Origin of the sequence: Allomuricauda sp. M10 (genome assembly GCF_020782875.1) — a bacterium.
GTDB lineage: Bacteria > Bacteroidota > Bacteroidia > Flavobacteriales > Flavobacteriaceae > Flagellimonas.
Genome location: NZ_JAJGBN010000004.1, coordinates 361,846 through 377,652, shown reverse-complemented (window position 1 = coordinate 377,652; position 15,807 = coordinate 361,846). Strand labels below are relative to the sequence as shown.

Below are 15,807 nucleotides of genomic sequence, written 5' to 3'. Positions count from 1 at the left end.
GAAAATCATTTACAATTTCAGATAATAAAAGCCTTGTTTAATTTCAGACCAACAATCATTACCTAAACCAAATGGATACACAGAAAATAATTCAATTCATAACTCGCCCTGAAAAGATTTTATTGGGAGTAAGCAGCAGGCTTGCATTGAAATTGAACCTACAACCTATCATCATCAGGATTTCCTTCATAGTACTTACCTTATTGTTCATCCCTTTGGGAATATTGGCCTATTTTGGGGGTTATCTTGTACTGAACAAAATGGCGGGCAAGATGATGACCTTTGCCCTTATAGGAGCATTATTGGGAATTCCCTTTAGCTACTATTTTCAATCCGAGATGGTGCAACGCATGGCTGGTGGCATCACAGGGTATGTGAAAAATTTTGTGACCATTGTGGACGATGTGGACCGCTTTGTCGGCAATGGAATGGACATTATTTGGGATGCCCTGATCGGAGTGGTGATCTTTACGTTGATTGGCGGGGCTATTGGTTATTTTATGAATGCATCAAAAAGTAAAAGCGGGCAAAATGATGTAAAATAGGGTATTTTATTTTGCGTTGGTATAGGTGGTTTATCTTAGTGGGTTGCCCTTCTTCTCCGCAGCCTTGAACACTGGGAGATCAACACTTTATGAAATGGCCACTGTGAGCTTCAACGAAATTTCCAATATTCAAATCGGTGGAATTGGTAGATTCCGTGGTTATTTTGGAAGGGCGGTTTTCAGGGCCTCGATTTTGACGCGAAAAATGAAACCAATCAAAACTATACTTTTTTTAAAATCAACCATCACCTCCGGTTCTTATCGATATAGCTCCTTTTAATGGTCATCTTCACTCCAATCTTTTCACCCTTACTACTGATTGTACTACTCCCATTAGAAGAGTATTTTTATTTTAGTCGGCTGTAAATGAGCTGTATATGCTTATTTGTGTTCCAAAACAGCAGGCCCTGATCATTGCGTGTTATATAAATTACCGAAAGCATACCATTATTACCGTAGGGTGTACCATGAGCAAGAGAATGATCTACCTTTGGTCAAGGTTAAGAGATAACTGCTATGGAAGAGATCATAAAATTTGACAGCATTTGTGAATATAACAAGCATTATGGTGTAAAAACAGATCACCCTTTGGTCTCTGTGATCGACTTTTCAAAAGTAGAGCCCAAGGTACCCTCCAAAATGAATTTTGGTTTTTATTTGGTGATGTTGAAAGACGTGAAGTGTGGTGACATGCAATACGGAAAACATTATTATGATTATCAAGAAGGAACCTTGGTGTTTATGGGGCCTGGACAAGTAGCAGGTAGGTCTCCCAAACCTGAGGAATTATCCAATCAGGAATGTAAAAGAATGAAACCCAAAGGTCATGCCTTGGCATTTCATCCCGATTTGATAAAGGGCACTACCTTGGGTAAGAACATCAACAACTATAACTTCTTTTCCTATCAGGTAAATGAGGCGTTGCATATATCGGATTGTGAAAGGGAAATCGTGTTGGATTGTTTTTCAAAAATTGGGTTCGAACTAAAACAGGCCATTGACAAGCATAGCAAAACGCTGATCGTTTCCACTATAGAACTGTTCTTGAATTATTGTTTGCGTTTTTATGATAGACAGTTCATAACTAGGGATAACCAAAACCAAGGTGTTTTGAACAAGTTCGAGAGTTTGCTGAACGATTATTTTACATCGGATAACCCAAAAAACATTGGCCTTCCTTCGGTTGGGTATTTTGCTTCCGAATTTAAGCTGTCGTCCAATTATTTTGGTGACCTGGTCAAAAAAGAAACCGGTAAGACCGCACAGGAATACATTCAGACAAAGTTGATCGATGTGGCCAAGGAACGAATCTTTGACGACACAAAATCAGTAAGCCAGATTGCCTATGAACTCGGGTTTAAATACCCGCAGCATTTTACTAGATTGTTCAAACAACGAGTGGGATATTCCCCGAACGATTATCGAATGCTCAATTAAACAACGAAAGCACAGCATCATCTAGACAGACTTTTGTTCTTGGACATTGACCATATCACGGCCGACGGATCGGTTCGTGACAGGGTATTTTCATTTAAACATTAAAAGAATTTTATCATACCAAGCCTGTATTGGGGTTTGGGTATTTGCATTATCAATCATTATAACCAAAAACAACAACACCATGAAAAAGGAAAATTTACAGACAGTTTTGGCCATATGCATTATGGCAATCCTTGGGTCGGTACTGACATCTTGCGCCGATTCCAACGCTGCGGAACAGAAGGTGGTTGCCATGGCAACACCCTATATTCTCCCATCTACTGAAAAGATTACCAATTGGGATGAGTACATCGGGCGTTTTGAAGCTTCGGAAAGAGTAGAGGTTCGGTCCAGGGTAAACGGATATGTGGAATCCGTTAAGTTCAAGGATGGCGACTTTGTGGAAAAGGGCCAAGTGCTTTTTATTGTGGACCAACGCCCATTTTATGCGGCCTTAAAACAAGCGGAGGCTGAAAAATTGCAAGCAGAGGCAGATCTTCAAAGGACCAAGAGCGATTATGATCGTGTTTCGTCCGTGCAGGATTCCAGGGCAGTTTCCATGGAAGAGGTTGAACAGCGCAAACAGATTGCAAAATCCTCTGAAGCTAGGTTAATGGCAGCAAACGCTAGGTTGGCCGAAGCCCAATTGAATCTTTCGTACACCACCATAAAAGCACCGATCAGCGGAAAGGTCAGTGAAAAATATGTGGATCCGGGAAACTATATTTCAGGAGGGTCGGCAGATGCCAGCCTTTTGACCACAATCCTTCAAGTGACTCCTATGCACTTTTATTTTGATGCCAGTGAAACGGATTTCTTTGGAAATCCTGGAACCAACGATGGAAAAGCTTCAACCGGTAAAAAACAAGTGTTGGTGAAGTTGACCAATGAAACTTCCTATGATAGGGTCGGCTATATGGACTTTGTGGATAACGAAATCCACCAAACCACCGGTACCATCAGGGGAAGGGCAGTTTTTGACAACAAGAACATGGAACTGGAATCAGGGATGTTCGGGCGTATGCGATTGTTGGGACAAGAAACCGAGGTCTTACTGATTCCCGAAGAAGTAATCACTACCAATCAATCACAAAAAATAGTGTATACGGTAGGCGAGGATAATACGGTTCAGGTAAGACCCATCCAGATAGGCAAATTGTACAACCACAAGTACAGGATTGTTTTGGGTGGTCTACAGCCTGGTGATAAGGTCATCAGTGGCAATTTGTTAAAGGTTCGTCCTGGGATTCCGATCCAACCGGAACAAAAAACCTTCAAAGTTGAACCTGAAACCTCATTGGCCGCCAAGTAAGCATCAGATCCTTTTGAACATGTAGACAATACATGTTGGTAACGCCTTTTTTAGGCTTGTTCCATTCCAAAATGGACAGGCTAGGGCAGTTCTTTTCAAAATTCAAAAGGAACAACAAATACATAGTAAATCAAAAAACCAATATTTCAATATGAAATTCACGCATAATTTTATAAAAAGGCCAATCCTTTCCATTGTGATTTCCATCATTTTGATGATTCTTGGGGGACTGGCTTATTTCTCGCTTCCGGTGTCACAATATCCGGAAGTGGCTCCCCCGACGGTGGTAGTGACCGCTGCGTATCCAGGGGCGAGCGCGGAAACCATTTCCAAGACCGTCGCCACGCCATTGGAGCAGGAAATCAACGGGGTGGAAGGCATGATCTATATGTTGTCCCAAGCCACCAACGATGGGTTGCTGAACCTCACCATCTCTTTCAAACAAGGGGTTGATGTGGACCAGGCACAGGTACTTGTGCAGAACAGGGTGGCCATTGCTGAGCCCAGATTGCCTGAACAGGTAAGACGACTCGGTATCACCACACAAAAGAGTTCTCCGGACCTTATGTTGGTGATCCATATGATTTCTCCTGACAATACGTATGACCAAACCTATTTGGCCAATTATGCCAATTTCCAGATCATTGACAAGATTTCAAGGATTGACGGGGTAGGAAATGTAAGGATGTTCGGTGGGGACCAATATTCCATGAGAATTTGGCTCAACCCAGATAAAATGGCCAGTATGGACATGACGCCCAACGAGGTGCTCAGTGCCTTGAGGGCACAGAACGTTCAGGTGGCCGGTGGTACCTTGAACCAGCAACCCTTAATGGATCAAAATGCCTTTGAGGTAAACATACAGACCCAAGGTAGGCTCAATACCAAAGAGGAATTTGAGGACATTATTGTTAGAAACGGCGATAGAGGCCAGTTGGTAAGGGTTAAGGACATTGGTCGGGTGGAATTGGGTTCGGCAAGTTATGCCACCAAAGGATATCTGGATAAGTGCCCCGCCGTGGCGCTTCCCGTGTTTCAAAGACCGGGAACCAATGCATTGGAAACCGCGGATGCCATTTTAAATACCATGAAGGAAGTTTCCAAAGACTTTCCAAAAGGTGTGGAATATAGGGTTGCCTACAACCCAACGGAATTCATTGCACAATCTATTGACGAGGTAGGGGGAACTATCTATGAAGCCATCATCCTTGTAGTGTTGGTGATCATTTTGTTTCTCCAGACGTGGAGGGCCGCCATCATACCTATTTTGGCGATACCCGTATCTCTTATCGGAACTTTTGCGGTAATGCAGGGATTGGGATATTCCCTGAACAACTTGACTCTTTTCGGTCTGGTACTGGCCATTGGTATTGTGGTGGATGATGCCATTGTGGTCGTGGAAAACATGGAGCGGAACCTTCGGGATGGTATGGGCGTTAAAAAAGCGGCAAGAAAGACTATGGATGAAGTAGGAGGAGCTTTGGTGGCCATGGGATTGGTATTGGTTGCCGTGTTCTTGCCAACCATATTCTTAAAAGGAATCAGTGGAGCGTTCTACAGTCAATTTGGTGTTACCGTGGCCGTGGCTACTATGATTTCGGTATTTGTTTCACTTACCCTAAGTCCTGCAATGGCGGCCATCGTCATGAAAAAACATAAGGAGGAAGACCATGAAAAAGTGGCGACAGCAAGGTTCGGTTTTATTCCCAAGTTCTTTTCTGGCTTTAATAAAGTCATGGATTGGGTATCACTGAAGTATGGGAATATTACCCAAAAGTTTATCGCGAAGCGTAAATGGGTCTTGCTATCCTATGTGGGACTTATCGTGCTTACCGTTTTTGCCTTTAGTAGGGTACCCACAGGATTTATTCCAGAACAGGATCAGGGCTATTTCATCAACATTATCCAATTGCCTCCCGGTTCTTCCTTGGAACGGACCGATAAGGTGATGCAAAAGGCCATTGACAGTGTTTTGACCATTGACGGAGTAAAAAATGCCGTGGCCTTTACTGGCTTTGACGCAGCCACTTTTACAAACTCCTCCAATGCTGGGGCCATTTTCACGGCTTTGGAAGATTTTGATGTGAGAAAGAAAAAAGGTGTCACCTTTAAGGGGTTGCAGCAAGAGTTGACCAAAAAATTGGCTCCTTTTGACGATGCTTTCACTGTGGTAGTGGCCCCTCCACCTGTTCGCGGAATTGGAAATGCAGGTGGATTCAAAATGATGATCCAAGATCGTGGGGGATTGGGTACGGAGCAGTTGTTGCAGGCTGGATATCAGCTCATGGGGGCAGCCAACCAAGACCCAGCGCTCAATAGTGTGTTCACTTTCTTCAACTCAAGTTCACCACAATTGTTCTTTGATTTGGACAAAGAAAAGGCCCAGACCATGGGAGTGCCTATCGAAGAAATTTCAAGTGCCATGGAGGTATACATGGGATCTGCCTTCGTGAATGACTTTAACATGCAAGGGAAAACGTTCAGGGTAACGGCACAGGCAGATGGGGAATATCGATATACCCCCCAAGACCTTACCCGGATTAGGGTACGGAACAGGAATGGTGAAATGGTACCCTTGAGTGCTGTAGGCCAGTTAAGGGATATCTCAGGACCTGCACGGGTTCCCAGATACAATCTTTACCCGGCATTAGCACTTTCGGGCAACGTTAACCCCGGCTATAGTTCAGGGGAGGCCCTTGAGGCCATGGAACGTTTGGCAGACCAAATCTTGCCCGAGGGAATTGATTATGAATGGACTGAACTGGCTTATCAACAAAAAGAATCCGGAAATACCGCAGGCATTGCCTTTGGGTTGGCAGTTTTGTTTGTGTTCCTCTTGTTGGCAGCGCAGTATGAAAGTTGGGTGCTTCCCTTGGCCGTAATCTTGATCGTACCTATGTGTTTGCTTTCATCCATGACGGGCATTGGATTGGTGGGAATGGACAATAACATTCTTACCCAGATTGGATTGGTGGTCCTTGTGGGATTGGCTAGTAAAAATGCCATCCTAATCGTGGAGTTTGCCAAGCAATTGGAAGATCAGGGATATCCCTTGGAAAAAGCAGCCATGGAAGCGGCCCGATTGAGACTTCGCCCCATATTGATGACGGCATTTGCCTTCATTTTAGGTGTTGTTCCCTTGGTATTGGCATCCGGGGCAGGGGCAGAAATGAGACGTTCCTTGGGAACGGCAGTGTTCAGTGGAATGTTGGGGGTAACCTTCTTCGGTTTACTGTTCACACCGGTTTTTTATGTGCTCTGTAGAAATATTGGGAAAAGAAAAACAAAGGCAATCGAATTAAACTAATTACAGGAATGAAATATTCAAGAACAATAATAAAATCCGTTTTGATCCTTTTTGGGATGCTCTCCGCCTATGGGCAGGAGATGGATGCTTCCAAATGGAGATGGCGGGATACATCCAAAGAGACTGTGGTACTGTATATCGGAAATGATACCATAAGTCAAAATGTATGGCCCATCACACAGGATAAACAGTGGTGGAAATCTTTTGGCTATCCAGCTCTGGATACTTTGGAAAGCAAGGCCCTCGAGCAGAACCTTGATCTAAAAATCGCGTTGGCCAAACTAAACCAGGCCAAGGCCAACAAACATATCGCCATGTCTACCATGTTCCCGACCATTAGGATGGAACCATCGTTCACGAGGCAGGAGTTTTCGGCCAACCGACCCAACCCTTTTGGGGGGCAACTGGGACCGGCAACTTTGAGTACCTACCAAGCTCCGGTCACGGCTTCCTACGAGCTTGATGTTTTTGGGAAAAACTTCAACAATTTGGAGGCCAATAATCTGGTCTACAAAGCCACTGAAGAAAACCGCAAACAGATCGTATTGGAAGTGACCACCGAAGTGGCCAGTAATTATTTTTTGATGGTCCGTTTGGATGCCGAAATCGACTTGTTGAAGCATACGGAAAAAACAAGACTCGATAATTTGGAGATAGCCTCCACTCGGTACAATGCAGGTCTGGTAAGCCAGATTGATGAGCTTAGGGCAAAAACGGAATTGGCTTCGGTACAGGTACAACTGAAAAACACCCAAAGATTAAGGTCCGAAATAGAACTTATATTGGCCACGTTGGTCGGGGAGGATGCCAGTACGTTTGGGGTGCCCCATGCCAACATCCAATATCTTCCACCCAATGTCGAATTTCTCAGAAAAGATTCGTTGGTTGTTACGAGACCGGATTTGCGGGCTTCAAAATTGATGATAGAGTCAGCGGAAAAAATGCTGGTCAATCAAAAGAAACAATTGTTGCCCTCATTCCAATTGAGTGGAGCCTACGGTTATCTTTCCGGGGCTTCGGACAATCTCATTGAGCGGGACAGCAGGACTTGGTTTGCAGGTGTTACGGCTTCTCTTCCAGTATTTGAAGGAGGTAAGAAGCGCGCTGAAATTAAGTTGAGAAAGAGTGAATTGGAGGAAGAGCATAGGAATTATGAGCAAAACTTGCTTCAATCCTACAAGCAAGTGGAAAATGCATTCTCCAATTTGCATTGGATACGGGAACAGTTGTTGGCGCAACAGGAGTTCGTGGTGGCAGCAAGGGACGCTGCCCTATTGACCAATGAACGATATAGAAAGGGATTGGTAAACTATATCGATGTGGTGGATGCCGAGCGTCAGGTCCTTGAAGCGGAACGCCTTAGTGTCCAACTTTTTGGACAGGAACTTACCGAACGTGTCAATTTGATACGATCCATGGCTCTTGATTTTGGGCGATTGGAAAATTGAGGATGAAAATTGCTGATTGAAAAAGAAAAGAACCCCTGCTGCATGCAGGGGTTCCTTTTTATAAGGTCATAAAGACCAAATTGTGTTATTCCGTTTTTTCAAACCATAGGTTCCGTACCCTGCCATCGGAAATCCAAACTCCGGTAATCTTTCCATTTTCACGCTTGAATTTTAATGTGCTCAATGGATATTCACCTTGTAATAAATCCTTGAATTTTTGCGTAAGGGTCAATTCACCAAATCGTATATGAAAAGCATACAACCTACCTTCCCTATAAAAGATGGAATAAGAGGTATGGATCTCGGGACTGTAATAAGCACCTACATATTCTTCCGCATCGGCATCAGTTAGGGGTTCTTCCTTGAATTTTTTAAAATGAAGTGATCGGTTGGAGCCTGGGATGAAATCAAATTCATTTTCATGAAACTCCAATTTGGTGCCATTTTGAGAGTCCAAGGCTTCAAATTTTCCTTCGGCAACTGGAAGAAAAGCGGTTCTGCGGCCCAAAAGCAACGTATCGCCATTTATAGTGACCTGTTGTTCTTCATAAGTGTCATCGTCCCAATAATCACCCACATAGGATTCCATGGTCGATTTTGAAATTTTGGCCACTTTTAGTTTTTTATATGGTGCGGGTTTCCCGAAAAGGATTCCGGCAATGTCATTGGATTTACCCCCAGGTCCGGAGGACGAAAAATTGGTGATGATGGCAATACTTGTTTTTTCCTCTGGGAATACCGCTACATTGGAACGGAAACCACCAATGGAACCGCCATGGGTTATCCGTTTTTTGCCGTATAGTTTGTCCACATTCACACCGAAGGCATATTCCAGATAACTCCCATCATTCAAGGGATCCAAGGTCTGCATGGTTTGGAATATGTTCTCCCATCCGGGTTTGGGATCATAATAATTTTTCAGGTAAATCAACAAATCGTCCGTGGTAGTATGCATATTTCCTGACCCTACATATCCCCAATATTCCACTGCGCGGATAAACCCATTGCGTTGGGTGTAGTAGGAGGTAGCATTGTTCGGAATAATCCGGTCATAGCGGTCTTCCACATAGGTTTTGTGCATGCCCAAAGGAATGAAAATGTCTTCCTTCATAAAATCCACAAAGGATTTTCCGGTGACTTTTTCAATAATGTTGGCCAAGAACATATAACCCGTGTTGCAGTATAAATATTCCGACCCCGGTTCAAAATTGAGTTCCGTTTGCAGTTGCATGATCCGATCTAGGTCGGCATTGGTGCGTGAATCGTCATTACGCCATCCGGCCAAGGCAAACAAGGCATGGAGACTCCTGAGTCCACTGGTATGGTGCAACATCTGCCGAATGGTAATTTTACTGCCAAAGGGAGCTAGACCATCAATATATTTATCAATGGTATCATCCACTGAAAGTTTGCCTTGTTCTTGTAAATACACAATACCCAATGCGCTGAATTGCTTGGATACCGAGGCCACGTTGAATTGGGTCCCCGTTTCATTCAGCACCCCGTATTCCAAACTAGCTAGACCGAATGCCTTGGAATACACAACATCATCTCCTTGCATAATGGAAACGACACCTCCAGGATTATTAGGATTGTTCCAAGATTGGAACAAACTGTCGATTTGCACTTCTTTTTCCTTTTCCAGTTGACCAAAGGAAACGGAGCAAAGAATCAACAGTAAGGTACTGGCTATTATCAGTTTTTTGTTGAGCATCTTTTTATTTTTCCAATCCTGCTTGGGCCAAAGTGACCAATAAAGCCAATTGAATGGATTCATCACCAGGCTCATCGTTCAAGTACCATTCATGCAAGGAATGGGCTCCACCTCCTTGACCTCCACGACCGATACAAACAGATGGAATTCCTTTGGAAACAGGTATGTTGATGTTAGTGGAACCACGACCCAAACTTGGGGCAACACCAAAGTATTGGGTGGCTGCCATGGTGCGCTGTACCAATGGGAGCGAAGCTGGAAGTTCCCCGGAAGGTCTATCACCAATTTTGGTCATTTCATAGGTAACTTCCCCTTTCACACCGCTTGCGTTGTATGCAGTGATAGCCTTTTCTACCGAATTTAGCAAGATGGATTCGATCTCGTCCAAATTTTTGGGGTCGATGGCCCGCATATCTATTTCCGCCCAAGATTCAAAAGGAATGGAATTGACAGAAGTACCACCTCCAATTCGACCTACATTAAAACTTGTCTTGGGAATATCCCCAGAAGTATAGGCCCAAGCTGCTTCGGAAAAAATATCGATGGCCTTACCTAAAGCATGATGTGGATTGGCCAAACCGAAGGCCCCCCAGGAGTGGCCTCCTTTTCCCTTGATTTCTAATTTGTAGCGTTTGGAGCCCAATCCAGCATTGCTGATTCTGCCCATGCTTCCACCATCAATGGCAATCCACGAATCAATGTCGAGGCCAGATTCATTAAAAATGTATTTCATGCCACGAAGGTCACCCAAGCCTTCTTCGCCTACGGACCCCACGATCAGCACATCTTTTCCGGTTTTGATATCGGCCTTGTTCATGGCCTTCAACATACTGATGAGCATGGCCATAGCTCTGGTGTCGTCCCCGATTCCAGGAGCTTTGAGTGTATCGCCTACTTTTTGAACGGTCACATCGGTTCCTTCTGGAAAAACTACATCCAAATGCGCATCCACGCCTACATATCCTGATTCGCCTGAGGTTCCTTTTCTGAGGCCAATGACATTTCCGACTTTATCGGTCCAGATACTGTCAATGCCAGCTTCTTCCAACATTTTGGCGAATACCTTTCCTTTTTCATCTTCCATGAAAGGAGGAGCCAACACTTCCGTAAGGGTAATGAGGTCGGCAGTAGTTTTGTCCATTTGACCCTTGATAATTTCGAAGGCAGCCTTAACCTTTTTGGCTTTGGTCAATTTTTCAATTTCCTTGGTATACTGCTTTTCAATGGTTGGAGTTTCTTGTGCTTTCAGAATGCAAGTTGCCAATCCGAGGGCAAGAACAAATGCTATTGTAGTTTTTTTCATCATGTTGAGGTGCTATTGTTTACGTAATACTTTTCCTGATTTGATATCCTTGAACTCACCTTCATCCACGGCCAGCCCTCCATTCACCAAAACATATTCGATGCCTTCGGAGTATTGATGAGGTTTTTCAAAAGTGGCCTTGTCAATGACTGTTTCCGGATTGAATATGGTGATGTCTGCCTTCATCCCTTCTTTAATAAGTCCACGGTCCGTGAGATTCAGGCTTTGGGCAGGTAGATAGGTCATTTTTCTTATGGCTTCGGAAAGTTCTAAAGTGTGTTTTTCCCTTACATAAAGCCCCAAAACCCTTGGGAAGGTGCCATACCAACGTGGGTGCGGGTGACCCATACCGGGTTCTACCAAACGCCCGTCTGAACCGATCATGGTCATGGGATGTTTCATAATGCGTTCCACATCTTCTTCGGCCATGGCATGGTATACACAGGATGCCCCACCGTTCAATTGGGCCTTGATGACCAAGTCTGCCCCATTTTCCACCGAGGGCTCCAAATTGTGCTGTTCGCACCAATACTTTAATGTTTTTCCTTCCAGTTCTGGGGCCCATTCCACTTTCGCGAATTGGATTCGGTCCAGATCCGAACCGCCCCGGTCGTTCAAAATATTAAAGACAATCCCATTTTTAATACTGTCACGAAGTACAGGGTCTTCCACCCGAGACTTGAAATCTTCCTGTCCACCAGCCCTTGCCCAACTTGGGATGAGCACTGAGATACTGGTATAACTGGCAGCATAAGGGTATTGATCCATTTTTATGTCCAATCCCTTTGCTCGTGCGGAATCTACCATGGCCAAAGTGCGGGTGCTCTTGCCCCACATGGGTTTTCCAATGGCTTTATGGTGGGTAAGGATTACGGGAATGTTTGCATCTTTTGATATTTGGATGGCTTCTTGCACAGCATCAAAAAGGCCCAATCCTTCCTCCCGTAAATGGGAAGTATAGATACCCCCGTATTTGGAAGCTACCTTGGAAAGGTCGATGACTTCATCCACTTTGGAAAAGGCCCCGGGCAAATATTTCAATCCAGTGGAAATACCATAGGCCCCATCTTTCATGGCACTGTCTACTTCCGCTTCCATAGCTTTGAGTTCCTCGGGAGTGGGTGCTCTGTTTTCCAATCCCATGATATTCCTTCGTACCGTGTTGTGGCCCACTAAAAAAGCGGCGTTCATGCCGATACCCTTTTGTTGAAGACTGTCCATAAAGGCTTTCATAGGGTAGGGCGAGCTACCATCAGGACCGCCCAGTGCGGTGGTCACTCCTTGACGGACATGACTTTCGCAGGAATTCAATTCCATAATTGGTTCCAAATGGGCATGCATATCAATGAATCCAGGGGAAACGGCCAAACCTTCTGCATTAATGATTCTGTCTGCCTTGGCATTGTCCAAATCTCCCATGGCCACGATCATGGAATCCTTGATGGCAATATCGGTCACCACGGGTTCTCCTCCCTTACCGTCATAAACGGTTCCGTTCAGAATAAGCAGGTCGTATTTTTCGCTACAGGAAGAAAGGATTAACACGGATACCAAAAGCATCATCGAGCTAACTAAAGGTGGTGTTTTATAGATCATAATTACATTTTTATAAGGTCACTTCAGAAGTGTCAATTTCTTTAAGGGCAGCAAGGACTTCCTGCAGTTTTCGGGTTATGGGGCCAAAGTTTTCGGGTTCATGATAGGTATGCTCACCCAATTGGGCAATGGATGCTATCTGGGTGGAAGTGCCTGTAAAAAAGGCTTCGTCCATCGTGGGTATTTCTTCCACGGAAATCCCTCTTTCCACCAGTGGGATATTCAGTTCTTGACAAAGCTTGACAATTATTTTTCGGGTAATGCCATCCAAAATATGCTCGTTGGCAGGATGGGTGATCACCGTGTCATCTTTGACAAAAAAGATGTTGGTGTGTGATCCCTCGGTAATGACGCCATCACGAACTAAAGCCGCCTCATCCGTTCCGGCCAGCATGGCGGCCTCATTGGTCATGATGTTGCCCAATAGGGAAATGGATTTGATATCGCAGCGGTGCCATCTAAAATCGGTTTGTAGAATGGCGTGCATGTTTTTTTGGTTGATGTAAGGCATTTGAAAGGGTATGGCGTATATCATCACCGTGGCGGGGGTACCCTTTGGGTAACTATGCTTTCTGGGTGCCACACCGCGGGTAACCTGCATGTAGATAAGACTGGGCTGGTCCACAAGTCCGGAAGCGATCAATAAAGGTTCGATTTCTTTTTCCAGGTCAGACACCTGATACTCGATACCAATTTTTACGAGATTTTCCTGTAGTCGGTCCAGATGGGCCTTTTTGTAGAAAATGCCGTTTTCGAGTTGCACCATTACCTCATAAATGCCATCCCCAAAAAGGAATCCACGATCGAAAACCGAAATGGTGGCGTTTTCACTGGTTACAATTTCACCGTTCAAAAAAACCTTTGCAGGAAAATTACCTTTGGGCAGCATGTTCGTGGGTTGGTTTTGGTCATAAGCTGTGAAGGTAACGGTTATTTCATTAAATTAAAACACTGCAAAGTCGTTAAATGGGTGGTAATTTTAAGTTTTGGGAATGTGGTAAAAATGAGCACTCTTTTTATCAAAACAAATAGATTATTCATTTTCCTTGTTCAAATTCTCAGGATACTTTTTTGAAATTTCCCCAAGTTTTAGCGTACTTCACACAAAACAAATTACATGACCATTTTTGTGGATATGGATGAGGTCATCGCCGATGCCTATATGGCCCATATCGAAATCTATAATCAAGAATTCAATGCCAATCTTCAAATTGCCGATTGTTATGGTAAGGAAGCCTGGCAATGTGTTCCGGAACAACACCAGCTTTCCATAAAACAGCACACGCAACGGGATGGATTCTTCAAGGACTTACGAATTATTCCTGATAGCCAGGAAGTGCTGCGCGAACTAAGTCTAAAACACGATGTTTATATTGCCTCCGCAGCCATGGAATTTCCGCAGTCCTTGCGTGAGAAATCGGATTGGCTGGATGAATTTTTTCCCTTCATTCCTTGGCAAAAGCGTATCTTATGTGGAGACAAATTTATTTTGAAGGGAGATATCCTCATTGATGACCGTAGCAAAAACTTGATAAATTTTGAAGGCAGGTCCATTTTGTTCACGTCTCCCCATAATACCAATACCACCGATTTTGAAAGAGCGGACACCTGGAAAGAAATTGCGGATAAACTTTTGTAGGATGCCGATAAAGATTTATATAAAGAGTGTTATTCTTTTAAGCGCAGTTTTTTTACTTCAGGCATGTTCCGCTCAATCCCATTTGATTCAGGACGAATTGGAAACTGTTACCAAAGAAGACCTAAAATATTACCTGTATTATCCTGAAAATTATTTTTCGTCCCCTACTGAAAACTTTGGATTGTTGTTGTTTTTACATGGCGGAGGTGAATCAGGTCGAGATGTAAAGGAAATAAAGGAGACCGGACCGCCCAGACTCTTGGTGGAAGGAAAACAATTTCCATTTTTGATATTGGCTCCCCAAAATCCTCATGAAAAAAAATGGTGGAATACCCAAGCTGTGATGCAATTGTTGGATTCGGTAACGGACAACAACCGCGTGGATAAAAAAAGAATTTACCTGACTGGTTTGAGCAGGGGAGGCAGTGCCGCATGGGAACTCGCCACCCAATATCCTGAAAAGTTTGCCGCGCTCGCTGTAGTATGTGGTATGGCACCTTTACCCTATGCCCATTGGATAGATAAGGATTTGCCCATTTGGGTTTTTCATGGTGACCAAGATGAGGTTATCAATGTGGAAGAATCGGATCAGATGGTGAAAAAATTGAAAGAAATGGGTTACCAAGTCCAATATACTAGATACAAAGGAGTGGGGCACAATGCTTGGGATAGGGCCTATACCACCGATTCCCTGTACACTTGGATGGCCAAACAAAAAAGATTGAAATGACATATTTAAGATATTTGCCCTTGGTTGTAGGTGTGTGCTTGGCAGTTTCATGTCGAGAAAAAACTCCTGAGAAACAAGATTCCAATATTGAAATGGAGCAGGAGATAGTTGTTGATTCGGTTCCAGTAATTCAGCAAAAAACATTTAAGACTTTTGATGGTTTGGCCGACACCACTTTTGTGCGTTTGGCTGATTTTAGTGACGATTTCGCCTATGATCTTCGGTACGCCACAGAGAATAATTTTCTAAAGGCCAAGGTGTACGATTGCGCCGAATGCTATACTCGGGTAAAAACCGCAAAGGCCTTGATCGAGGCCAATAAGGAATTCTTGAAACATGGGGCCAAGATCAAGTTTTATGATTGCTACCGACCCAACTCGGTTCAATATAAAATGTGGAAAATTGTCCCCAATCCCCAATATGTTGCCGATCCCGTAAAAGGATCCATCCATAACAAAGGCGGTGCAGTCGATATTACCTTGGTGGATTTGGATGGAAAGGAACTGGATATGGGAACCGACTTTGATTTTTTTGCGAAGCGTGCCTATCATGATAATTTCGATCTTCCCAAGGAAATTTTGGACAATCGAAAACTGTTGAAGGAAACCATGGAAGCCCACGGGTTCTGGTCCATTAGGACGGAGTGGTGGCACTATAACCTTTCCGCGGGATCCAATGACAAGGTCGCGAATTTCAAATGGGATTGTACGGATCAATAAACAAACTAAAGATGA

The 15,807-nt window shown here is 44.0% G+C and carries 12 protein-coding genes; 8 read left to right on the top strand and 4 right to left on the bottom strand.

The window, feature by feature from the left end:
* Window positions 1-71: 71 nt before the first annotated feature.
* The 5 genes from LKX84_RS12885 (at window position 72) to LKX84_RS12865 (ending at window position 8,091) form a co-directional block, all read left to right on the top strand.
* A complete protein-coding gene (locus LKX84_RS12885) occupies window positions 72-545 on the top strand; it encodes a PspC domain-containing protein (protein ID WP_228237568.1) in 474 nt (157 codons plus the stop codon).
* A 516-nt stretch (window positions 546-1,061) separates the two neighbouring features.
* Window positions 1,062-1,982 (top strand): helix-turn-helix domain-containing protein, encoded by a 921-nt coding sequence (locus LKX84_RS12880; RefSeq protein ID WP_228237567.1) that lies wholly within the window; start codon window positions 1,062-1,064, stop codon window positions 1,980-1,982.
* Between the two features lie 184 nt (window positions 1,983-2,166).
* Window positions 2,167-3,336 (top strand): efflux RND transporter periplasmic adaptor subunit, encoded by a 1,170-nt coding sequence (locus tag LKX84_RS12875; protein WP_228237566.1) that lies wholly within the window; start codon window positions 2,167-2,169, stop codon window positions 3,334-3,336.
* Window positions 3,337-3,487: 151 nt separating this feature from the next.
* Window positions 3,488-6,643, top strand: coding sequence for an efflux RND transporter permease subunit (locus LKX84_RS12870; protein WP_228237565.1), 3,156 nt, complete (start codon window positions 3,488-3,490; stop codon window positions 6,641-6,643).
* Window positions 6,644-6,651: 8 nt separating this feature from the next.
* Entirely contained in the window at window positions 6,652-8,091 is a 1,440-nt protein-coding gene (locus LKX84_RS12865; RefSeq protein ID WP_228237564.1) for an efflux transporter outer membrane subunit, read from the top strand.
* 85 nt (window positions 8,092-8,176) lie between these two features.
* Here LKX84_RS12865 and LKX84_RS12860 read toward each other — a convergent pair whose 3' ends face one another.
* The 4 genes from LKX84_RS12860 to LKX84_RS12845 are packed head-to-tail and all read right to left on the bottom strand — an operon-like array spanning window position 8,177 to window position 13,593.
* Window positions 8,177-9,805 (bottom strand): serine hydrolase domain-containing protein, encoded by a 1,629-nt coding sequence (locus LKX84_RS12860; RefSeq protein ID WP_228237563.1) that lies wholly within the window; start codon window positions 9,803-9,805, stop codon window positions 8,177-8,179.
* A gap of 4 nt (window positions 9,806-9,809) precedes the next feature.
* A complete protein-coding gene (locus tag LKX84_RS12855) occupies window positions 9,810-11,111 on the bottom strand; it encodes a M20/M25/M40 family metallo-hydrolase (protein WP_228237562.1) in 1,302 nt (433 codons plus the stop codon).
* Window positions 11,112-11,120: 9 nt separating this feature from the next.
* Window positions 11,121-12,704, bottom strand: a complete 1,584-nt coding sequence (locus LKX84_RS12850; protein WP_228237561.1) for an N-acyl-D-amino-acid deacylase family protein — start codon at window positions 12,702-12,704, stop codon at window positions 11,121-11,123.
* A gap of 10 nt (window positions 12,705-12,714) precedes the next feature.
* The gene (locus tag LKX84_RS12845) at window positions 12,715-13,593 is read right to left on the bottom strand and encodes an aminotransferase class IV (protein WP_228237560.1); all 879 of its coding nucleotides are present in this window, start codon (window positions 13,591-13,593) and stop codon (window positions 12,715-12,717) included.
* A gap of 228 nt (window positions 13,594-13,821) precedes the next feature.
* Between LKX84_RS12845 and LKX84_RS12840 the strand changes: the two genes are divergently transcribed.
* The 3 genes from LKX84_RS12840 to LKX84_RS12830 are packed head-to-tail and all read left to right on the top strand — an operon-like array spanning window position 13,822 to window position 15,792.
* A complete protein-coding gene (locus LKX84_RS12840; protein WP_228237559.1) occupies window positions 13,822-14,343 on the top strand; it encodes a 5' nucleotidase, NT5C type in 522 nt (173 codons plus the stop codon).
* A 1-nt stretch (window position 14,344) separates the two neighbouring features.
* Window positions 14,345-15,073, top strand: a complete 729-nt coding sequence (locus tag LKX84_RS12835) for a dienelactone hydrolase family protein (protein ID WP_228237558.1) — start codon at window positions 14,345-14,347, stop codon at window positions 15,071-15,073.
* Window positions 15,070-15,792 (top strand): M15 family metallopeptidase, encoded by a 723-nt coding sequence (locus LKX84_RS12830; RefSeq protein ID WP_228237557.1) that lies wholly within the window; start codon window positions 15,070-15,072, stop codon window positions 15,790-15,792. The genes LKX84_RS12835 and LKX84_RS12830 overlap by 4 nt, the downstream gene beginning before the upstream one ends.
* Window positions 15,793-15,807: the final 15 nt, after the last annotated feature.

What these genes read in the sequence shown, in the direction of transcription:
- LKX84_RS12830 (WP_228237557.1), top strand. Translation starts at nt 15,070, where the DNA reads ATGACATATTTAAGATATTTGCCCTTGGTTGTAGGTGTGTGCTTGGCA.
- LKX84_RS12865 (WP_228237564.1), top strand. Translation starts at nt 6,652, where the DNA reads ATGAAATATTCAAGAACAATAATAAAATCCGTTTTGATCCTTTTTGGG.
- LKX84_RS12880 (WP_228237567.1), top strand. Translation starts at nt 1,062, where the DNA reads ATGGAAGAGATCATAAAATTTGACAGCATTTGTGAATATAACAAGCAT.
- LKX84_RS12835 (WP_228237558.1), top strand. Translation starts at nt 14,345, where the DNA reads ATGCCGATAAAGATTTATATAAAGAGTGTTATTCTTTTAAGCGCAGTT.
- LKX84_RS12850 (WP_228237561.1), bottom strand. Translation starts at nt 12,704, where the DNA reads ATGATCTATAAAACACCACCTTTAGTTAGCTCGATGATGCTTTTGGTA.
- LKX84_RS12845 (WP_228237560.1), bottom strand. Translation starts at nt 13,593, where the DNA reads ATGCTGCCCAAAGGTAATTTTCCTGCAAAGGTTTTTTTGAACGGTGAA.
- LKX84_RS12855 (WP_228237562.1), bottom strand. Translation starts at nt 11,111, where the DNA reads ATGATGAAAAAAACTACAATAGCATTTGTTCTTGCCCTCGGATTGGCA.
- LKX84_RS12885 (WP_228237568.1), top strand. Translation starts at nt 72, where the DNA reads ATGGATACACAGAAAATAATTCAATTCATAACTCGCCCTGAAAAGATT.
- LKX84_RS12875 (WP_228237566.1), top strand. Translation starts at nt 2,167, where the DNA reads ATGAAAAAGGAAAATTTACAGACAGTTTTGGCCATATGCATTATGGCA.
- LKX84_RS12860 (WP_228237563.1), bottom strand. Translation starts at nt 9,805, where the DNA reads ATGCTCAACAAAAAACTGATAATAGCCAGTACCTTACTGTTGATTCTT.
- LKX84_RS12840 (WP_228237559.1), top strand. Translation starts at nt 13,822, where the DNA reads ATGACCATTTTTGTGGATATGGATGAGGTCATCGCCGATGCCTATATG.
- LKX84_RS12870 (WP_228237565.1), top strand. Translation starts at nt 3,488, where the DNA reads ATGAAATTCACGCATAATTTTATAAAAAGGCCAATCCTTTCCATTGTG.